Consider the following 19,566-nt stretch of genomic DNA (forward strand, 5'->3'; position numbering starts at 1 on the left):
TTCACCGATGGAGACCAGCGATGGACGCAAAGATTGTCAGAACGACGGCGGCGGCCGCGGCCGCCGGACTGCTGATGGCCGGTTGTTCAACCGGCTCCGGCAGCGGAAACGAATCCCTGTCCGGCGGCCCGGAGAAGGGCACCGTGCGGGTGTGGTTCATGAAGGACTCGATCCCGCAGCCCGCGCAGGACTACCTCAAGTCCCAGTTCGAGAAGCAGCACCCCGGCTCCACTCTCAAGATCGAGATCCAGCAGTGGGACGACATCGTCGCCAAACTGCAGACCTCGATGGCCAGCGAGAAGGAAACACCCGACATCGTCGAGATCGGCAACACGACGTCGTCGACCTTCGCCAGCATCGGCGCCTTCGCCGACCTGAGCCCCATCTATCAGGAGCTCGGCGGCGAGAAGCTGATCCCCAGCTTCGTCGAGGCGGGCACATCGGGCGGAAAGAAGTACGCGCTGCCGCTGTACGGCGGGGCGAGCGTCATCTACTACCGCAAGGACCTGTTCGAAAAGGCGCACGTGGCTCCGCCCGGGACGCTGGGCGAACTGGTCGCTGCCGCGCAGAAGGTGAAGGCGGCCAACCCCGACAAGCGCAAGAACTTCCAGGGCATCTACCTGCCGGCCGCCGACAACCACTTCATGGAGGCGTGGATCTTCTCCCACGGCGCCAACTACGCCAAGCAGAACTCCGACGGCACCTGGAAGGGCACGCTCGACACCCCCCAGGCCAAGGCCGGGTTCGACATGCTGCAGCAGTTGTGGAAGACCGCTGCTCTGGGAGCGCAGGACTCCTCCGAACAGGGTGCGGCGCCCTGGGTGCCCTACAACAACGGCGAGGTCGCGATCATGTCCGGCCGTACCTTCGCCGAGCAGAACATCTCGGCGGAGATGAAGAAGAACACCGCGGTGATGGCGATCCCGCCGGTCGAGCCGGGCGGTGTGGGCCACTCCTTCTCCGGCGGCTCCAGCGTCGGCATCTCGGCGAAGTCGCAGGTCAAGTCGCTGTCGCAGGACGCGCTGAAGCTGATCTACAGCAAGGAGTTCCAGACCCGGGTCGCCGCACAGGGCTGGATCCCGGGCAACATCGCCTACGCCGACGCGGTCCCCGAGGGAATGGCCAGCGGGCAGCTGCAGCAGCAGATCGCCGCGAGCTCCGTGCTCACCCCGTCCGCGGAGAACTGGGCGGTGGTCCAGGGCAACAACATCCCTGCCGACTTCTGGGCGCAGCTGGCCCGCGGCGGATCCGCCGAGAAGCTGGCCAAAGCCACGGACGGCAAGATCGAGGAAGTCCTGAACAAGAAATGACCACCGCTCCGAAGGATGTTTCCGCGCCGCCCGACCGGCGCCGGCCCAGAACCTCCGTGACGCCGTATCTGCTGGCGGCGCCGATGTTCCTCGCCGTCATTGTGGCCCTCGGCTATCCGCTGGTCCGGCAGCTCCTCATGTCTTTCCAGGAGTTCGGGCTGCGCCAGCAGTTCGGTCAGCCGCCCGCATGGGTGGGGCTGGACAACTACAAGACCGTGCTCAGCGACCCGGCGATGCTCAAGGTCCTCGTCCGCTCCATCGCGTTCTGCCTCGTCTGCATGAGCCTGACCATGGTGATCGGGGTGGGCCTCGCCGCGTTGATGACGGCGATCAGCCGGTGGGCCCGACTGATGCTGCAGGTCTGCCTGCTCCTGGTGTGGGCCATGCCCGTCATGGTCACCATGACCGTGTGGCAGTGGCTGTTCGACAGCCGCTACGGCGTCGTCAACTGGCTGCTGTCCCACCTGGGCATATCCGGGATGGAGGGGCATGCCTGGACAGCGGATCCGATGGGATTGTTCACGGTGGCCGCGCTGATCGTGATCTGGATGAGCATCCCGCTGGTGGCGTTCATGAGCTATGCGGGCCTGAGCCAGGTGCCCGCCGAGGTCATGGAGGCGGCCTCCTTGGACGGGGCTTCCGCCTGGCGCCGCTTCAGAAGCGTGACTCTGCCGCTGGTGCTGCCCGTCATCATGATCGTCGGACTGCTGCAGATCGTCTGGGACCTGCGGGTGTTCACCCAGATCTACGTCCTGCAGCAGAGCGGCGGCTCCACCGAGGACACCAACCTGCTGGGCACGGCCGTCTACCGGCTCGGCATCGGTCAGGGCAACTACGGTGTCGCCTCCGCTCTGGCGACCGTCGTTCTGCTGCTCACCTTGCTGCTGACCTGGAAGTACATCGCCACGCTGCTCAAGCAGCAGAAGGAGGCGACGGACCGATGAGCGCATCCACCATGGCCCGCACCAGCGGCCCGGCCAATCCCCCGGCCTCTCCCGCCGGCGGGCCCCATCCTCCGACCAGCGCGCAGAGGCGGCGCACCCGTCGACGCTCCGCGCTCAACGCACTCGCGGTGCTGGCCGCCCTGGTGTGGGTCTTCCCGGTGTACTGGATGGTCAACACCGCGTTCGTGCCGACATCCGAACTGTTCGGCCTCACCCCGAAGTTCGTGCCGTTCCCCGGCACCTTCAAGCACTTCTCCGGGGTCCTCCAGGACGACAAGTTCTGGTCGGCCCTGCGGACGAGCGCCGCTGTCACCTCGGTGGTGGTCGTCCTCGCCGTGCTCTTCGGGTTCATGGCGGCGGTGGCCGCCAGCCGGTTCCGCTTCAAGGGCCGCGGCGCACTGGTCATGCTGGTGATCGTCGTGCAGATGCTGCCGGCCGAGGCGCTGTTCATCTCTCAGTTCCGGATGCTGGACGACTGGAATCTGCTCAGCACCGTCACCGGCCTGTCGCTCCTGTGTCTGGGCGGGAACGTGCCGTTCACGATGTGGCTGCTGCGCGGCTTCATCGACAACATTCCCGCGGAGCTGGAAGAGGCGGCCATGGTCGACGGCTGCAGCCGGGTAGGCGCGTTCTTCCGCGTCACCCTGCCCCTGCTGGGACCGGGGCTGGTCACCTCGTCGGTCTTCGCGTTCCTGCACACCTGGAACGAGTACAACCTGGCCCTCATCGTCATGACGAAGACGGACCACGCGACGCTGCCGCTGTGGCTGCGCAGCTTCAGCAGCGAGACCTCCGCCACCGACTGGGGCGGCGTCATGGCCGGCTCCGCCCTGATCGCCGTACCGGTGATCGCCCTGTTCATGTCGGTCCACTCCCGGATGAGCTCGGGCCTGGTGGCGGGGGCGGTCAAGGGATGATGCACGGACGACTCCTCGACGGGCGCACGGCCCGCGTCATCACCGACGCCCATGGGCGCATCCGCTCGGTCGAAAACGGTGGACCGAACGGGCCGGAACGCCTGCCCATTCTGCTCCCCGGCCTGGTAGATCTCCAGGTCAACGGCTATGGCGGCCATGACGTCAACGCCGACGACATCACCGTCGACACCGTTCACCGGCTCGCCGAGGCCCTCTGGGCCGCGGGGACCACGACGTTCTTCCCCACCGTCATCACCGCCGGGGAAGACAAGATCGTCCACGCGCTGGAAACCATCGCGGCCGCCGTACGCTCCGATCCGCTGCTCGCCCACTCCGTCGCCGGCATCCATGTCGAAGGGCCCTATCTGTCCGCGGCGGACGGGGCGCGCGGTGCGCATGACGCACGGCATCTGCGCGACCCCGACACCGCCGAACTGGCCCGCTGGGTCGCCGCCTCCGACGGGCTGCTGCGCATCGTGACCCTGGCGCCCGAGCGGGCGGGGGCGACCGCGTACATCGAGGCCGCGATGCGCGCCGGTGTCCTGGTGTCGATCGGGCACTGTGCGGCCGAACCCGATCAGATCCACCGTGCGGCGGCGGCCGGGGCATCGCTGTCCACCCATCTGGGCAACGGCATCCAGCCCCTGCTGCCGCGCCACCCCAATCAGATCTGGTCGCAACTCGCCGACGACCGGCTGTCCGCCTCATTCATAGCCGACGGACACCATCTGCCCGCCGACGCCCTGACCGCGATGATCCGTGCCAAGGGGATATCACGTTCCTTCCTGGTCAGCGACTCGGCGGCCCTGGCGGGTTCCCCGCCCGGCACCTACACCACGGCGGTCGGCGGCCGGGTGAGCGTCACCGACGAGGGCGGCCTCGTCCTGGCCGGCAGCACACTGCTGGCCGGATCGGCGGCCTGCTTGCTGGACTGCGTGCGCTGGGCGCGCACGCACACCCCGCTGAGTGACGAGGACCTCCTGTCGCTGGCGGCGGCCAACCCCGCGCAACTCGCCGGCCTCGCGGACCGGGCCAGCCTTACGGCCGACGCAGCCGCCGATCTGGTGTTCCTGGACGACGACTTCCGGGTCCTGAAGACGGTGGTCGCCGGCACGGTCGTCCACCGCGCCGACCACACCTCGCAGCTCTGAATCAACTCTTCCCACCAAGAGAACGGAGTATCACCGTGCGCAGAGGCAGAAGGCTCTGGAGCCTGGGACTGGCTCTTGCCTGTACGACCGCTGCTTGGCTGGTACCGACCGGCACCAGCCAAGCAGCCACCACCCCCGTGATCTCCATCGAGTCACCCGGCGACGGGGCCACCGTCCAGGGCCGCACGATGACCGTGCACGGCCGCTACGCCGAGACCAGTGACCTGAAGCTGGTCGTCGACGCACAGCAGACCGTCCCGGTCACCACCGATCCGGACAACGGCACGTGGTCGGCCACCGTGGACATCAGCGACAAGGACGGCACCCTCGGCCTGGCCGCGTACGGCAAGAACAACCAGACGCTGTACACGCAGTGGTCCTCGTTCCTGTCGGTCGACGTCCACAACCCCGCCGCCGCCAAGCCGGCCGTGCGCATCGTCTCCCCGCGCATGTCCGACAAGGTCCGCGGCACCACCCTGCGCTCCGTCATCGAGGTGACCTCCGGGAAGAGGCTGCGCAGCGTGCAGGTGCGGGCCAACGGCGGCTCCTGGAAGTCGGCTTCACGCGTCCCCGGCTCGCCGAACCGGTACGCGGCGCTGCTCGACGTGCGCTCCCTGACCCCCGGTTTCGCCGGCCTCGAGGCACGGGCCACCGACCGGAGCGGCCGGGTCGGCACCTCGACCTCCACCTATGTCTCGCTCGGCGGCGCGACGCCCGCCCCGCGGCAGAACTACGACCAGGACCGCGCCATGTGGGTGTGGGAGCAGAACTCCTACCCGGCGGTGTTCGACACCGCCGCCCGCGACCGGCTCGGGAGGATGATGGACGACACCACCACCTTCCCCGGCTCGGCGCCGGTCCGGACCCTCTACCTCGGTGTGGACGACTACCAGGGCAAGGACATGCTGCGCGAGGCGCGCCCGCAGGTGGCCTCGTTCATCCGCTGGGCACGCGGCCGCGGCTATCACGTCCAGGCGGTCGTCGCCGCCGGCACCGTCCCGCCGTATCTGGGCGTCCTGCCGCAGTACCAGGACCACGCCGTCCGCGAGTTCCAGAAGGTTCTGGACTACAACCTGGCCGCCCCCGCGGACGCGCGCTTCGACGGCGTGAACGTCGACATCGAGCCCTACATCCTGCCGCAGTGGAAGGAGCCGGACTCGGGCAACATCCCTGTCGTCTGGCTCGACCTGCTGGAGAAGCTCGTCCACCTGCGCGACGCCTCCGGCCAGCCGCTGCTGTTCGGGCCCGCCATCCCCAGCTGGTTCGACTCCTCCACTGCCTGCTGCACCGCCGTCACCTGGCACGGCAAGACCGCCCCGCTCAGCGACCACGTGCAGGATCTCAGCGACTACGTCTCGCTGATGGACTACGTCGACCACGCCGACGGCCCCGGCGGCATCATCGCGCGCGCGGCCCACGAGGTCGCCTACGCCCGCCAGATCGGCAAGCCGGAATCGGTGGTGATCGGCGTCGAGACCAAGGACCTCACCGGTGGCGGCGACCCGCAGACGGTCACCTTCTGGGAAGAGGGCCGCACTTACATGGAGGCCGAACTGGCCAAGGTCTACGCCGCCTACGCCCCGGACGAGCAGTACTTCGCCGGCATCGCCATGCACCACTACCAGAGCCTGCTCATCCTTCCCTCCGTGCAGGGCGGCGGCGGGGTCACCTATCCGCAGGAGTAGTCCCCGCATGCGATTGCTCAACCAAGCGACGGCCGGGGCCCCCTCGCGGGCCCCGGTGCGGATCATCCATTTGGGGCTCGGCGCCTTCCACCGCGCACACCAAGCCTGGTACACCCACCGGGCCGACGATGAGCACCAGTGGGGCATCGCAGCCTTCACCGGTCGCCGCCCGGCCGCCGCACATGCGCTGGCGGCACAGAACGGCCTGTACTCGGTGATCGAGCGCTCCGCCGCGCAGGACCGTGTCGAGCTGGTGGGCTCCATCACCGAGGCTCACGACGGGGCCGACCGGATGCGGCTGCGCATGCTCGCGGCGTCCCCGCAGACCGCCGCGGTCACGCTGACGGTCACCGAGGCCGGCTACCACCTGGGCGCCGACGGCGAGTTGGACTTGTCCGCGGCGCCCGTACGGCACGATCTGCAGGCCCTGCGCAGAGGGACGGACGGCTCCCTGGTCACGGCCCCCGCGCGCCTGCTCGACGCTCTGTCCGCGCGCCGCCGTGCCGGAGTCGGCGGCGTGGCGGTCATCTCCTGCGACAACCTGCCCGGCAACGGAGCGGTGACGCACCGAGCGGTCCGCAGCCTCTCCGCCGCACTGGACGAGGAGCTGGCCGACTGGATCGATGCCCGGGTCAGCTTCGTCAGCACGTCGGTCGACCGCATCACACCGGCCACCACTGACATCGACACCGACCTGGCATCGGCACACCTGGGTCTGCGCGACCTGAACACGGTGGTCACCGAGCCGTTCCACAGCTGGGTCCTGGCCGGCCGCTTCCCGGCCGGGCGCCCGCCATGGGAGCGGGCGGGCGCCTTGTTCGTCAACGACATCGGCCCCTATGAGCGGCGCAAGCTGTGGCTGCTGAACGGGGCACATTCGCTGCTCGCCTACACGGGCCTCGCCCGGGGCCACACAACGGTGGCCGAGGCCATCCGCGATCCCGGCTGCGAGAGGGCGGTGGACGATCTGTGGGACGCCGCCGCCCGCCACCTGGACGACGACCGGCTCGACATTCCCGCCTACCGCCGGCAGTTGCTGGCCCGCTTCCGCAATCCGCGCATCGCCCACCGTCTGGCCCAGATCGGCATGGACGGCAGCACCAAACTGCGCGCCCGCCTCCTGCCGGTGGTCCGTGCCGAACAGGCCGCCGGACATGACCCCGAACCCGCCCTGCGCTGCGCGGCGGCCTGGGCCGAATACGTGCTCACGGCACCCGACCCCGCAGCCCTGCCCGACTCCGCTGCCCCCGCTCTGGCCCGTGCCTGCGCCTTGGCGGGCGACAACCGTCGCCTGGCGGCGCTCCTCTCCGTGATCAGCCCGGCCTGGGGAGAGGATCCGGCGATCCTGACCGCCGTGAACCGGCTCCGCCACTCCCCACAACCCAGAAGGTAGACATGCGCATCACCTCGGCCGACATCATCGTCACCAGCCCCACCCGCAACTTCGTCACCCTCAAGATCACCACTGACGAGGGCATCACCGGCCTCGGCGACGCCACCCTCAACGGCCGCGAACTCGCCGTCGCCGCCTACCTGCGCGACCATGTCGCCCAGCTGCTCATCGGCCGCGACCCGCACCGCATCGAGCACACGTGGCAGTACCTCTACCGCGGCGCCTACTGGCGACGCGGCCCGGTGACGATGGCGGCCATCGCAGCCGTCGACATGGCGCTGTGGGACATCAAGGGCAAGGCCACAGGCATGCCCGTCTACCAGCTGCTCGGCGGCGCTTCCCGCACCGGGCTGATGACCTACGGCCACGCCTCCGGCCGAGACCTGCCCGAACTGTTCGACTCGGTGCGCCGGCACATCGAGGAAGGCCACCAGGCCGTACGGATCCAAAGCTCCGTCCCCGGCATCAGCGCGTTGTACGGAGTGGCGGCACAACCCCAGGCCAGCGGCGTGCGCTATGACCACGAACCGGCCGGGCGGGGCAGCCGTCCGCCCGAGGAGGTCTGGAACACCCGCGCCTACCTGCACCACTTGCCCACCGTCTTCGAGGCTGTACGCAACGAGTTCGGCCCGGACCTTCCGCTGCTGCACGACGGCCACCACCGGATGACACCGATCCAGGCGGCCAAGCTCGGCAAAGCCCTGGAGCCCTACGACCTGTTCTGGCTGGAGGACAGCACACCCGCCGAACACCAGGAAGCCTTCCGCCTGATCCGCCACCACACCACCACCCCACTGGCCGTGGGCGAGGTGTTCAACCACGCGGCCGACTTCCAGACCCTGCTCACCGAACGGCTCATCGACTACGTACGGGCAGCCGCAACCCACTTCGGCGGCATCACCCCGCTGCGCAAGATCATGGACACCGCGGCCGAATACCAGATCAAGTCGGGCTTCCACGGCCCCACCGACATCTCCCCCGTCGGCCTGGCCGCCCAAGCCCACCTGGGCCTGGCCATCCACAACTTCGGCATCCAGGAGTACATGGGCCACAGCGAGGCCACGCAGTCGGTCTTCCGCCAGTCGATGACGTTCGAGGACGGCCTGCTCCACCCCGGCGACACCCCCGGACTCGGCGTGGAGCTGGACGAGGAAGCCGCCGCAGCCCACCCGTACCAGCAGGCGTACCTGCCCTACAACCGGCTTGCCGACGGCACCATTCACGACTGGTGACCCCGAGGCGCGGCAGCCCGGCCCACCGCTGCCGGCACCACGACCCCGGTCCCCCGGCCACGCGGTGCCGCCATGGGCCGAGCCGGAGCAGTCGTCCGGGCGCCGGTCTGCTGTCGCCCGTTCCGTCTCAGCGTCTTCGGCGTCACCGGGGCCGAAATCCCGGCAGTGTCGGCCGCGCGTCGGCCGAGGCCGGCCGACGGCCCGCATGCGCTACAGTTGATCTTGGCAGTTCGCATCAACTCGTCGCGGCTGACACTGCGTTGGTGGTCCAAGGAAAGACGCCCCGCTTCCTGCGGGGAGATGCAGGTGCAAGGCCTGCCCGGCGCTCACTCACGGAGCCCTTCCCCCCGCCGGGGGAAGGGCTCCGTCACGTTCTCCGCATGCCCCCGAAGAACTTCCGCGCGGCCGTTGCCCACGAAGGCCCCCAGCGCCTGTCGCGAAAATTGACCAAGGTCGCACATGTCGACTACTCAGCCTTGCGTCTGCGACTCCGGTCACGCTCTCCGAGTCGCCTGATTCGCCAGGCAGACAGGCAGGCAGGCAGGCAGCGGATGGTGGGCCTCCGTCACGAGTCCTGCCGAGGGCGGGAGCGACCTGATGCGTCGTGACATCCTCGCTCGCGCCGACGGCGGGGATCTCCTCCAGGCCGAAAACCCAGACGCCTCCGGAGGAACTTCCGGGGTTGTTCACCTCACTCATCTGCACGACGATGCCAGGCGCGTCGTGAAATGGGGGACTCCGACGGGACGGTTCCAGCCCAAGGAGCAGGGGCGTGACCGGCAGCCGGCCGCCTGCGTGGTCGTCCTGCCCCACTGCCGGCTGCCGGTCCTGCCCCACTGAGGGCTACCGCTTCGCCGGGGCGGTGCCGCAGAACTCCGCCTCGATCAGCTTCTGGGTGTCACCGGTCCAGTCGGCGTTGAAGTTCGCGGCGAGGGAGTGCTCCCCGTCCCGGGTGACCTGGGCCTCGGAATGGGACCCGTGGATGCCGCCGCCGTGCCCCCAGACCTCCTTGCCGCAGCTCAGCTTCTGCTGCATGAGACCGAGCCCGTAGCCGACGCCGGGCAGGTCGGGAGATACCTGGACGGTGCTGGTCATCTCCTTCATCTCGGCCGCCGGAAGCAGCCGGCCCTTGAGCAGCGCACGGTAGAAGGTCTGCAGGTCGTTCGCATCGGAGACCATCTCGCCGGCGGCCCCGGCGATGCTCGGATTGAGCTCGGTGACGTCGTACGTGGGCCCGCCGGTCTCGTCGGAGAGCTTGGAGTAGGCGCGGGAGTTCGGCTCGGGCATGCGGGAGTCGGTGCCGGGCGCGGAGGTGGCACGCAGCTTGAGCGGCTTGACGATCCGGTTCTCGATCGCCTTGCCGTAGGGACGTCCGGTCACCTTCTCGACGACCATCCCGGCCAGGACGAAGTTGGTGTTGGAGTAGTTCCAGTTGCTCCCGGGGGCGAAGTCGGGCTCGTGCGCCATCGCGACGGCGACGAGCTGCTTCGGGGTCCAGGTGTCGTAACGGTGCTGCAGGAAGCCGGGACCGAAAACCCTCTCCTGGAAGGCCGGGTCCTCGGTGTAGCTGTAGATGCCGCTGGTGTGGTTGAGGAGCTGGCGGACGGTGATCTTCCGCCCGTCGTTCCCGTGCCCGCGCACCACACCGGGCAGCCACTTCTCGACGGGGTCGTCGAGGTCGAGCCGTCCCTCGGACTGGAGCTGGAGCAGGACGGTGGCGGTAAAGGTCTTGGTGATGGATCCGACCCGGAAGCGATCGCTCCCCTTCCGCTCCCCCGCGGTGCCGACCCAACGGGCCTTTCCGTCACGGGCCTGCGCAACGGCCCCGGGCACACCCTCGGCGACGGCCGCGTCCAGGGCCTGCTGGGTGGTGGCGTGGGACGGCTCGGCCGGGGGCGCGGCGGCGACGGCGGGCGCGGCGAGCACGGTGGCGGCGATCCCGGCGACGAGCCCGGCGGCGAGGAGGGTACGGACGGTACGTGCGGCTGACATGCGGACTCCCGTGATCGTGAACTGCGGTCACGGGAGGGGACTGCGAGAGGCGAGCGGCGGGTTGATCCCGGTCGTGACGGTTGAGCCGTTTTCAGCCGTTCGCCGGATCGGTCGGGTGCGAGCGGCCCAACAGCCGTCCGCACCTGCGGGGATGAGGGGGTGGGACCTACCCGGGGCCGCCCGGCGAGTTGCGCGCACCGACCGTCCCGCAGCCCGGAGAGCCGGTCGAGGTGGCCGAGAAACCCCGGAGAGCCGGCCTACGTGTCGCGATGCGGGCCGGCCCTCGGGACGGCCGCCGACATGAAGTGGAGCGCTCGGGGGTGAGGAGCTCGTGGACGTACGGGCGGGACCGGCAGGGAGCTTCTTGCGGCGTACTCTGACCGCTGCACGAGGGGGCACACATGGTTTTCCGGTTCACCGCAAGCGATCTACCACTGTTCCTGTGCGCGATCGGCATGACGGCACTGGCGATCGCATGTTTCGCGCTGAGCGTCCACGCACTGGTCCATGGACGGATGCCCGGCCATCGGCTGCAGGCAGACGGCTTGGGCGCTCGGAGCCGCCGAGCAGAACGCTCGTCCGCCATCGATCGCGCTCAGTCACAACGGGTGTGCGGAGTACTCCATCTGGTGGGTGGGCGCGAGGCTCAGCGTGTCTGATCAGCAGTCGGCGGACTCGGCCCGGCGCGGCACAGGCGTCGGCGGCCGGCCTGCTGCGAAGTCTCGGCCACCAGGGAAGCAGGAGCTGGTGACGGCTTCCCGGCATCGGCTTCACCCATCGGTCGTGGTTGGTAGCCTCCCGGGATGACCGCGACATTCGACGCAGCTGTCCGCGCCCGCCTGCAAGCCCCCAACATCTGGTACGTCGGCACGGTGTTCGCCGATGGAGCACCGCAGGTCAGCCCGATGTGGGTGGATCTGGAAGGGGAGGGGGAGCTGTCGTTCAATACCTCGGTGGGACGAGTGAAGGAGGAGAACCTGCGCCGTGACCCCCGTGTCTATCTCTCGCACGCGGACGCCACCGACCCATTCGACCGAGTGCAGATCAGTGGTGTGGTGGCCCGCTTCGTCGAGGGCGAGGAGGCGCACGACCGGATGGACCGACTGACCCGCAAATACCTGGGCAGCGCACGCTTCGAGTGGATCATGCCGGGAGAGCAGCGGATCGCGGTGATCGTGCGCCCGGTCAAGGTGCGGCACATCGTCGGGGTCGAACGGTTCCGGCGCGGCGGACCCGTCCCCGCTCCCTGACCGGCACCCCCCTCGTGGCAATCCTCGCCACCGGCACGGCTTCGCCCCGCCCGTGAGAGGACAACCGCTCTGCCCGCCGACTCAAGCGTTCACTCGCCAGCTGAAAAGCTCAGTCACGGCTCAGGACTCCGTACGGGCACGCCACTCGTCGAACTGCTCAAGCGTGCGGACATGGTCGTCCAGGACCGACCGGTAGATGTCGAAGCTCTTCACGGACCTGCCGTACTCGGCACGGCCGGCCCAGGCCTGCTTGATACCGAGAATCGCCGCCCGGGTTTCCGGAGTGAGGCGCGGAGGCAGAGCCTTGAGATGCGCGAGGTCGGGCTGTCGGTCGGGGTCGTCGACGAACCAGATGTCCAGGTTCCAGTCCTGGCCCTGCACCGAGCGACAGTCCACACCGAGATAGAGCCCGTCGGGGTAGCCCGGGTCGGTGTTCCACTCCCCGGTGTCGTCGCGGAACCGGACCTGCCGGACTCTCCGATGCCGCGCCAGTTGCGCGCCGATCCCGGCAACGACGTCAAGGGTCCGAGGTCCGAGCCGAGGACAGACCACGGTGACATCCAGATCGCGACGGACCATCAAACCGAGGGCGTAACTCCCCACCCGTACCGGCCGATCGACGCCTGACAGCAGTTCGTCCAGCCGCAGATCGGCGCCGACCGCATCCGCCGCAGACCGTAGCGCGTCCTGTTGCTGCACGAGTTCCTCCGTCGCCACCACACGACCATTCTCGCAGAGGACGAGAAACGGCCGCTCCGGTGCTCGTGGGGTGTGCTCCCTCACCAGCACCTGGATGAGGGCCGCGAACAGCGTCTCTTCACACCCCGCGGACGCACCTTCGACGGCGGGATCAACGGCCGCACCGGCGAGGTGACCTCGGTGGCGATGGCCCCGGACGACACCTGGCTCGCCCGCCTCGACAAGGCGGTGCGTCCCCGAGGGAACCGGCTACATGCATGCACCGGCAGCCGAGTACGGCAGTGCCGTCCGCGCGGGCGGCGAGGAGGAACTGAAGCTTCCCCTTGATCGTGGACACCTGGAGACTGGGATCTTGAGGTGCCAGAGGACGTAGCACCAGGTGGGAAGCAAGTACACGAAGCGGTACACCGAGGAGTTCAAGCGGGACGCGATCGCGCTCGTCGATTCCTCGGGCAAGACGGTCACCGCCGTCGCCCGGGAGCTCGGCATCAGCTCGGAATCTCTGCGAGGCTGATGCCGCCGGGCCAAGGCGGACCGGGGCGAGAATGAGTCCGGTGAGCTGACCAGCGCCGAACAGGTCGCCCGCTCCTCCTACTACGCCTGGCGCGAGGGCGGGGCCGCCCGCCGCGCTCGTCAGGCCGCCGACAACGCGCTCGCGCATGAGATCACCGTGCTGCACATCGCCTCCCGCCACACCTACGGTGTCCCGCGCATCCACGCCGAACTGCGCCGCCTGGGCCGACGGGTGAACCGCTAGCACGTCGCCCGCGTGATGCATGACGCGACATCCGCGGCGTCAGCCGGCGCAAGAGGCGTTCGCTGACCCGGCCGGATGTGAAGGCGAAGCCGGCCCCCGGACCTGATCGGCCGCGACTTCCATGCCGAGCGTCCAGGGACCGAGCCGGTGGGTGACATCACATCACTTACGACCTGGGGAGCAATAGGGAGTGGATCAGCGAGCGGCGTCATGCGGCTTCGAATCCAAGGCGGAGGAGGGAGGCGACGTGGAGCGTCGGTGACCGACGACAACGCGGGAGGCGGAGTCGCAGGGCGTAGGGAGCCCGCTCCCTATTGCTCCCCAGGTCGTTACCTGCCCACCGCCGAGGGCTGGCTCCATCTCGCCTGCCGGCTGGGCCTGGCCACCCGCGAGGTCGTCGGCTGCGCCATGGCCGACCACCACCGCGCCGGGCTCGTCGTCGATGCACTCGACATGGCCCACGGCCGGGGCGGACCGGAGTCCGGCTGTGTGATCCACAGCGATCGCGGCAGCGAATATACGTCGACCTGGTTCCGGGAAAAATAGGGAAGTTGGGGCTGCGGCAGAGCTGCGGACGCACCGGATCATGCTTCGACAACGCTGCCGCGGAGAGCTTCTGGGCCCTGCTCAAAGAAGAGATCGGCATCCGCACCTGGCCCGACCGGGCCACCGCCCGCGCGGAGGTCCTCAACTTCATCGAGACCTTCCACAACCACCGCCGCCTGCGCAAGCACAAGACCTTCGGCTGTCTCACCCCGACCGGGACCAGGCAGCGGCATCAGCACGCCCTCGCGGCATAACGATCACGTGTCCGAGATCACGGGGAACCTTCAGCCTCCCTGCGGACCTCCGACCCGGACATCTACGCGGCCGGCGATGTGGCCAACGCCCTTCACCCTATGTTGGGCAAGCACATCCATGTGGAGCACTGGGCCAACGCCCTTCACCAGCCTGGGACGGCCGCGCGGTCGATGCTGGGCGGGCCCGTGTTCTACGACCGCCTCCCGTACTTCTTCACCGACCAGTACGACCTGGGCATGGAGTACGTGGGCTACGCCGAGCCCGGTAGTTACGAGGACGTGGTGGTGGTGCGCGGCGATCTCGCAAGCCGGGAGTTCATCGCCTTCCGGCTGGCCGGCGGTCGCGTCCTGGCCGGTATGAACGTCAACGTCTGGGACGTCAACGAAACGATCCAGCACCTGGTCCGCTCCGGCGAGCAGATCGACCGGGACAGGCTCGCCGACCCGGATCTTCCGCTGGAACTGCTGACTGCCGGGTGACGTACGGCCGCGGGCCGCTTCACGGGCTCGTCGGGCGCCCGCCCACAGGGGTGGGCAAGCCGGCGATGCCCCAGCGAGGCCGAGTCCCCTGTTTCATGCCCACTCACTCCGGCCGGTCGCGGCGCTTCAGTCGGCTCCGCTCGGTCAGGTCCGACGGACCCCGGCGTTGCCGATCCGGACGGTTGCCCGCGTTCCCATACCCGATGTGAGCCGCCGTGTCCTCGGATCTCATGACCGGGGGCGCCGGATCGGCAGGCGATCGCGGTTCCGGCGCGCATGACGCCACCGGTGCGGGCGTCGGCTGATGGCAGCAGGTCTTCGGTCGGGTCGAAGTGCAGTCCTTGTCCGCCTTCGCCTGCGGTCCAGTACGGACACCGCAGAAACTCTCCTGGCTCCAGGCACACTGCCAAGGGCTGTCCCGTAATCCCTGGCGGGCGCGCGACGACAGTTGCGGCACCTCGCCCCGTTGTCGGAACGTCCGCATACATCCAGTATGCGGACGCCCCTCCGCCTTGCGATGCACCACATCTGACGCCGCGCACCGGTCCACCACGGATTACGGGACAGCCCTTACCCGCCGCCGCAGTGAAACAACGAAGACTTCTCCGTGGGATTCGTTTCGCTGAATGGAATCCACTGTTTTCCCACTTAAAGTAACCCACCGGGCTACGCCTTCAAATACCCCCCGAGGGTGTAGCCCGGTCGCCTATCTGCCTGAAACAGGCCGATCGCGGATCGGTCTTGGATCACACTCGCCGGTGCGGCGGGGAATGCGTAGAAGGAACAATGGCCATGAATGCGAACTTCTCTGTGCTGGTCCGGCGGTCGCGCACGTGCCTGGCCGCTGTCGCCGTTGCCGGAGCACTGGGACTGCTCAGCGCGTGCGGCGGATCGTCGTCCAAACCAGCAGGAACACTGAGTCCCGGCACTGGCCAGACCCTGCCCGGAACGCCCGGTACCTCCGGAACGGGCGGTGTGGTCAGCCCACCGCCCATCACGCCCTCGACCTCACCCACCACCGGCCAATCGTCCGCTCCGGCCTCCGCCAACGCGGTGACGATCAAGAACTTTGCGTTCTCCCCGGCGAAACTGACGGTCAAGGCGGGCACGAAGGTGACCTGGACCAACACCGACCCCGACACTCACACGGTCACCAGCAAACAAGGATCGGGCGGGCCGCTGAAGTCGGCGGGCCTGGCCACCAACGCCACCTACAGCTACACCTTCACCAAACCCGGCACCTACGCCTATCACTGCAGCATCCACCCGTTCATGACCGCCACCGTGGAGGTGACCCCATGACCGTACCCACACGCGACTCCGACGGCGACGGCGACGGCAACGGCGACGGCAACGGCGAGCACGGCATGAACCGCCGTCAGCTCATGCGGCACACGGCCTGGTTCGGTGGCGCCGTCATCCTGACAGTCACCGGAGGAGAGGTGATCAGTCATATCCCCGGCTCGTCGGACCCCACCCCGGCAGGCAGCGCAGACCTGCGGTTCGTGCAGGTCTCCGACAGCCACATCGGCTTCCATGGCCCGGCCAACATGGATGTCGCCGGAACGTTCAGTGCAGCCCTCACTCAGGTCAACTCCCTGGGTTTTCGCCCCGACTTCGTCATGCACAGCGGCGACCTGACGCACCTTTCCACCCCCGCCCAGTTCGACCAGGTCAAGCAGATGCTGTCGCAGCTGCGCACGGACCGGATCTTCACCGTGCCGGGCGAGCACGACTCGATCGGAGACAACGGACGCGCATACCGACAAGCTTTCGCCAAAAACACCCTCGGCGACGGCTGGTACAGCTTCGACACCCATGGTGTGCACTTCATCGCGCTGGTCAACACTCTGCACCTTGAGCAACTCGGCCACCTGGGCAGCGATCAGATCGACTTCGTCCGCAAGGACATCGCCGGCCTGTCATCGGACACCCCTGTCGTCGTCTTCAGTCACATCCCGTTGTTCGCGATGTATCCGAAGTGGGGCTGGGGCACCAACGATGCGGTGCAGGTGCTGTCGATGCTGCGCCGCTTCTCCTCGGTCACGTGCCTCAACGGACACGTCCACCAGCTGTTCACCAAGACCGAGGGCAACATCACCTTCCACTCGGCCGCCCCCACCTGCTACCCGTTTCCCAAACCCGGCCACGGCCCCGGCCCCATTCCGCAGGTGCTGCCCGCCGGACGCCTCAAGGACGCACTCGGCATCCGCACCGTCAACTACCGGCAGGGCAGCCACGCACTGGCCGTCAAGGACGAGAAACTCACATGAACACCTGGAGTCTGCCCGCCCTGGCACTGCGCTTGGTGCTCGCCGCCACACTCGCGGCAAGCGGATACATCCACGCCCAGCTCTACATCGACGGATACCGCTTCATCCACGTCATCGGCCCGTTGTTCCTGCTGCAGGCCAGTACAGCCTTCGCAGTTGCCGCACTTCTCCTGTTGGCGGCACCCCTGCTGCTCCGAATCGCCGCCGCCGCTATCGCCATCGGCGCGCTCGCCGGGTTCGCCACATCCCGCACCATCGGATTGTTCGGGTTCACCGAACGCGGCCTGCAGCCCGCCCCGCAGGCGCTGCTCAGCCTCATCGCCGAGACGCTCACCCTGCTGACGGTCGTGGCCTGGCAGGTGTTCGAGGTACGACGACACCGGCGCACCCGGCCGCACCGCGACGCGGCCAGTCGAGTGCGGCTTGGCCTCCGCACCACGACACCGGACAGATGAATCGGACACCGACGCGCCTTCCATGCAGCTGACGCCAGTCGGCGCGGCGGCCCACCCGCCGGCTGACAAGTGGCAGGCCGGCCGTCGAAGGGGGAGCGTGGAAGGGAAAGCGGCGCTTCATGTGCCGGCCGTGTGACCGCGCGAACGGTAAAAATCCTTTGAAGAGCGCACCTTCCTAAAGGGCGCCCCTGGCTGATTGCCGGGCTCGAACTTTTCTTGCGCGGGCCACGGGATGCGCGCAGTGGGCGGGCATGATTCCATTGATCTGAGCTGTACTCCGTCACTCTTCGCCACTCCACCTGTAGGAATGTCCCGAATTTTTCGATCAGAAACGGGGCCTGCGCATGGGATGGCTCACCTTCGGTTACTTCATATCGTATGTTCCGTACGCCATGCTGGTGAAGGCACTGGCCAGCGGAGTGACTCCGCTGTCGGGGAGGCCGGTCAGCGGCTTTGAGTTGCTGCCCGCAGCCGTCCTCGGGCAGCTCGTGGTGATGCCTGTGTTCGTGGCCCTGTCGGGTTGGTGGCGGCATATGCGGCGGGGTGGGATCGCGGGGCGTCGGATTCCAGTGGCGGGTCGGGAGACTTTGGCATCCGGCTTCTTCGCTTCGCTCATTATCGGCGCCACCACGATGAACTACACCTTTTCCGGCGTCTCGATCCTCTTCATGCTGTTGTTGATGCGCGGGGGAGTTCTGATTGTTTCCCCGTTGGTCGACAAGGCACGAAGACGGCGGGTGAGGGCATCTTCCTGGGTCGGGTTGTGCCTCAGCCTGATCGCGGTTTCAGTGGCACTCGGTGATGTGAACAGCTACCATCTCACGCTGGCTGCCGTGCTGAGCGTCCTGATCTATCTCGTCGGCTACATGGGCCGGTTCGAAATTATGAGCCGGGTGGCCAAGTCGGGCGTTCTCGCAACAGATCGCCGCTTCTTCGTGGAAGAGCATGTCGCCGCACCGGTTTGGCTGGCTCTGCTGCTGGCGGCAGGGGCACTGGCCGGGCAAGCGCAGTTGCGTGCGGGCTTCACCACATTCCTCGGCACCCCTGTCGCGTTGGCGGCGGCTGGTATTGGTGTGGCGTACGAGGTGCTGTTCGTCTTCGCTTCGCTGATCTACCTCGACCGGCGCGAGTACACCTGGGGCGTGCCGGCATGGGCGTTCGCCAGCCTGATGTCCGGTCTGGTCGCCTCCTTCTCGCTGGCGTGGATGGCCGGGCTCCAAGCTCCGGGGAAGGCCCAGCTCCTCGCGCTCGTCTTCGGCGTCGGCGCGGCGGCGGCGCTGTCCTACCCGTCGGCCGTCACCTGGTGGCGGGTACGCGCCACCGGAGCGGTGTGCCGCGTGCTGTTCGTCTGCGGCGGGAACACCTCGCGTTCGCCCATGGCCGAGGTCATCGCGTGGGCCCAGGCCGCGGAGGCGGGAGTCGCGGACGCCTTCCGGTTCTCCAGCGCGGGTGTGGCGACGACGCGGCCTGGGGACCCGATGGATCCCGACGCCCGGTCCGCACTCGCTGAGCTCGGACTGGGCCGAGCGCGGGGCCGGGGGAATCCCGGGCTTCACCGAGCGCGTCCGGTCACCCCTGAGCTCTGCCGGGACAGCTCCGTCATCTACTGCATGACCCGGGCCCATCGCCACGGCGTGATCGCCGTGGCACCCGAGGCCGAGGGCCGCACCCTGTGTCTGGACCCGCGCTGTGACATCCCCAATCCGGAGGGGCAGTCCCCGGAGGTGTACAGCCGGTGCGCCCGGCACATCCAGCGGTCCGTCCGCGTCCGCCTGGGCGAACTCCTGCGCTCCGACCTCCTCGCGACGTACCGTCGAGCCGCAACCCCCGGATATGGCAGGTGGTCGCGGTGATCGGCAGCATCCCGGAGGCGTTGGTGGACGCCCTGCGCGAGGCGTTCGACCGCGGTGATCGGCCCACGCCTGATCACACCGACCGGCCGCCGTCGCCGGACGACGGCGTCGGACGCCGTGCCCGCGCCGCCAGGTCGGGAACGCTGCCGGCCAAGGGGGAATCCGCCGCGGACAACGCCGCCGCACGGGCCCGCTTCCGCGACAGCCTGCGCTTCCACGGGCCGCCGACCGCCGGCTACGCGGATGTCCTGCGCCTACGGCCGGGCATCGACTCCGACAGTCCCCTCGTGTGCACACAGGCTGTCACTCGGTTCGTCCTGCCGCGGGCCCCTCTGAAGGAGCACGTCCGATGGAGCGGCTGACGCGCGGGTGCGA

19 protein-coding genes and 1 pseudogene are annotated in these 19,566 nt (G+C 68.4%); 18 read left to right on the plus strand and 2 right to left on the minus strand.

Going from position 1 to position 19,566, the window contains the following annotated elements:
* The first annotated feature begins 20 nt into the window (after positions 1-20).
* From ACFC79_RS19155 to manD, 7 genes are read left to right on the plus strand one after another with little or no spacing between them, the layout of a single operon-like run.
* The gene (locus tag ACFC79_RS19155; protein ID WP_376241559.1) at positions 21-1,310 is read left to right on the plus strand and encodes an extracellular solute-binding protein; all 1,290 of its coding nucleotides are present in this window, start codon (positions 21-23) and stop codon (positions 1,308-1,310) included.
* The gene (locus ACFC79_RS19160; protein WP_376241561.1) at positions 1,307-2,254 is read left to right on the plus strand and encodes a carbohydrate ABC transporter permease; all 948 of its coding nucleotides are present in this window, start codon (positions 1,307-1,309) and stop codon (positions 2,252-2,254) included. Before ACFC79_RS19155 ends, ACFC79_RS19160 begins: the two co-directional genes overlap by 4 nt.
* Positions 2,251-3,171, plus strand: a complete 921-nt coding sequence (locus ACFC79_RS19165) for a carbohydrate ABC transporter permease (RefSeq protein ID WP_376241563.1) — start codon at positions 2,251-2,253, stop codon at positions 3,169-3,171. The genes ACFC79_RS19160 and ACFC79_RS19165 overlap by 4 nt, the downstream gene beginning before the upstream one ends.
* Positions 3,168-4,322 (plus strand): N-acetylglucosamine-6-phosphate deacetylase, encoded by a 1,155-nt coding sequence (locus ACFC79_RS19170; RefSeq protein ID WP_376241565.1) that lies wholly within the window; start codon positions 3,168-3,170, stop codon positions 4,320-4,322. The genes ACFC79_RS19165 and ACFC79_RS19170 overlap by 4 nt, the downstream gene beginning before the upstream one ends.
* A gap of 35 nt (positions 4,323-4,357) precedes the next feature.
* Positions 4,358-6,007 (plus strand): hypothetical protein, encoded by a 1,650-nt coding sequence (locus ACFC79_RS19175; RefSeq protein ID WP_376241567.1) that lies wholly within the window; start codon positions 4,358-4,360, stop codon positions 6,005-6,007.
* 7 nt (positions 6,008-6,014) lie between these two features.
* Positions 6,015-7,400, plus strand: a complete 1,386-nt coding sequence (locus ACFC79_RS19180; RefSeq protein ID WP_376241569.1) for a mannitol dehydrogenase family protein — start codon at positions 6,015-6,017, stop codon at positions 7,398-7,400.
* A 2-nt stretch (positions 7,401-7,402) separates the two neighbouring features.
* Positions 7,403-8,632 (plus strand): D-mannonate dehydratase ManD, encoded by a 1,230-nt coding sequence (gene manD, locus ACFC79_RS19185; RefSeq protein WP_376241571.1) that lies wholly within the window; start codon positions 7,403-7,405, stop codon positions 8,630-8,632.
* An 843-nt stretch (positions 8,633-9,475) separates the two neighbouring features.
* Here the strand turns inward: manD and ACFC79_RS19190 are convergent.
* Complete coding sequence (locus ACFC79_RS19190) at positions 9,476-10,624, minus strand: serine hydrolase domain-containing protein (RefSeq protein ID WP_376241573.1); 1,149 nt, start codon at positions 10,622-10,624, stop codon at positions 9,476-9,478.
* Positions 10,625-11,427: 803 nt separating this feature from the next.
* Here ACFC79_RS19190 and ACFC79_RS19195 point away from each other — a divergent pair.
* Positions 11,428-11,874 (plus strand): TIGR03618 family F420-dependent PPOX class oxidoreductase, encoded by a 447-nt coding sequence (locus ACFC79_RS19195; RefSeq protein ID WP_376241575.1) that lies wholly within the window; start codon positions 11,428-11,430, stop codon positions 11,872-11,874.
* 120 nt (positions 11,875-11,994) lie between these two features.
* On the opposite strand, the gene ACFC79_RS19200 is transcribed toward ACFC79_RS19195, so the two are convergent.
* A complete protein-coding gene (locus tag ACFC79_RS19200) occupies positions 11,995-12,594 on the minus strand; it encodes a hypothetical protein (protein WP_376241577.1) in 600 nt (199 codons plus the stop codon).
* Positions 12,595-12,952: 358 nt separating this feature from the next.
* Here ACFC79_RS19200 and ACFC79_RS19205 point away from each other — a divergent pair, with 358 nt between their 5' ends.
* From ACFC79_RS19205 to ACFC79_RS19250, 10 genes and pseudogenes are all read left to right on the plus strand, one after another.
* Positions 12,953-13,087: a transposase gene (locus ACFC79_RS19205; protein ID WP_266921137.1), complete on the plus strand. Its 135-nt coding sequence runs from the start codon at positions 12,953-12,955 to the stop codon at positions 13,085-13,087.
* 45 nt (positions 13,088-13,132) lie between these two features.
* Positions 13,133-13,330, plus strand: a complete 198-nt coding sequence (locus ACFC79_RS19210; protein WP_376241677.1) for an IS3 family transposase — start codon at positions 13,133-13,135, stop codon at positions 13,328-13,330.
* Positions 13,331-13,588: 258 nt separating this feature from the next.
* A complete protein-coding gene (locus ACFC79_RS19215) occupies positions 13,589-13,876 on the plus strand; it encodes a DDE-type integrase/transposase/recombinase (protein ID WP_376241579.1) in 288 nt (95 codons plus the stop codon).
* A 5-nt stretch (positions 13,877-13,881) separates the two neighbouring features.
* Positions 13,882-14,130 carry an integrase core domain-containing protein gene (locus tag ACFC79_RS19220; protein WP_376241581.1) on the plus strand — a complete coding sequence of 83 codons (249 nt, stop codon included), beginning with the start codon at positions 13,882-13,884 and terminating at the stop codon, positions 14,128-14,130.
* Between the two features lie 33 nt (positions 14,131-14,163).
* A pseudogene (locus ACFC79_RS19225) lies at positions 14,164-14,610 on the plus strand (oxidoreductase C-terminal domain-containing protein); the annotation flags it as partial.
* Positions 14,611-15,402: 792 nt separating this feature from the next.
* Complete coding sequence (locus ACFC79_RS19230; RefSeq protein WP_376241583.1) at positions 15,403-15,912, plus strand: cupredoxin family copper-binding protein; 510 nt, start codon at positions 15,403-15,405, stop codon at positions 15,910-15,912.
* Positions 15,909-16,883 carry a metallophosphoesterase family protein gene (locus ACFC79_RS19235; protein WP_376241585.1) on the plus strand — a complete coding sequence of 325 codons (975 nt, stop codon included), beginning with the start codon at positions 15,909-15,911 and terminating at the stop codon, positions 16,881-16,883. Before ACFC79_RS19230 ends, ACFC79_RS19235 begins: the two co-directional genes overlap by 4 nt.
* Positions 16,880-17,338, plus strand: coding sequence for a hypothetical protein (locus ACFC79_RS19240; RefSeq protein ID WP_376241587.1), 459 nt, complete (start codon positions 16,880-16,882; stop codon positions 17,336-17,338). The genes ACFC79_RS19235 and ACFC79_RS19240 overlap by 4 nt, the downstream gene beginning before the upstream one ends.
* Before the next feature lie 632 nt (positions 17,339-17,970).
* Positions 17,971-19,191 carry a hypothetical protein gene (locus ACFC79_RS19245; RefSeq protein ID WP_376241589.1) on the plus strand — a complete coding sequence of 407 codons (1,221 nt, stop codon included), beginning with the start codon at positions 17,971-17,973 and terminating at the stop codon, positions 19,189-19,191.
* Entirely contained in the window at positions 19,188-19,553 is a 366-nt protein-coding gene (locus tag ACFC79_RS19250) for a hypothetical protein (protein ID WP_376241591.1), read from the plus strand. The genes ACFC79_RS19245 and ACFC79_RS19250 overlap by 4 nt, the downstream gene beginning before the upstream one ends.
* The last annotated feature ends 13 nt before the right edge of the window (positions 19,554-19,566 follow it).

The sequence above is a fragment of the Streptomyces sp. NPDC056061 genome (assembly GCF_042266885.1).
Classification (GTDB): Bacteria; Actinomycetota; Actinomycetes; order Streptomycetales; family Streptomycetaceae; genus Streptomyces.

Bases quoted from the DNA above. Each gene is read 5' to 3' on its own strand.
- manD (WP_376241571.1), top strand. From the start codon at position 7,403: ATGCGCATCACCTCGGCCGACATCATCGTCACCAGCCCCACCCGCAAC.
- ACFC79_RS19195 (WP_376241575.1), top strand. From the start codon at position 11,428: ATGACCGCGACATTCGACGCAGCTGTCCGCGCCCGCCTGCAAGCCCCC.
- ACFC79_RS19165 (WP_376241563.1), top strand. From the start codon at position 2,251: ATGAGCGCATCCACCATGGCCCGCACCAGCGGCCCGGCCAATCCCCCG.
- ACFC79_RS19170 (WP_376241565.1), top strand. From the start codon at position 3,168: ATGATGCACGGACGACTCCTCGACGGGCGCACGGCCCGCGTCATCACC.
- ACFC79_RS19245 (WP_376241589.1), top strand. From the start codon at position 17,971: ATGAACTACACCTTTTCCGGCGTCTCGATCCTCTTCATGCTGTTGTTG.
- ACFC79_RS19180 (WP_376241569.1), top strand. From the start codon at position 6,015: ATGCGATTGCTCAACCAAGCGACGGCCGGGGCCCCCTCGCGGGCCCCG.
- ACFC79_RS19190 (WP_376241573.1), bottom strand. From the start codon at position 10,624: ATGTCAGCCGCACGTACCGTCCGTACCCTCCTCGCCGCCGGGCTCGTC.
- ACFC79_RS19155 (WP_376241559.1), top strand. From the start codon at position 21: ATGGACGCAAAGATTGTCAGAACGACGGCGGCGGCCGCGGCCGCCGGA.
- ACFC79_RS19230 (WP_376241583.1), top strand. From the start codon at position 15,403: ATGAATGCGAACTTCTCTGTGCTGGTCCGGCGGTCGCGCACGTGCCTG.
- ACFC79_RS19240 (WP_376241587.1), top strand. From the start codon at position 16,880: ATGAACACCTGGAGTCTGCCCGCCCTGGCACTGCGCTTGGTGCTCGCC.
- ACFC79_RS19160 (WP_376241561.1), top strand. From the start codon at position 1,307: ATGACCACCGCTCCGAAGGATGTTTCCGCGCCGCCCGACCGGCGCCGG.
- ACFC79_RS19235 (WP_376241585.1), top strand. From the start codon at position 15,909: ATGACCGTACCCACACGCGACTCCGACGGCGACGGCGACGGCAACGGC.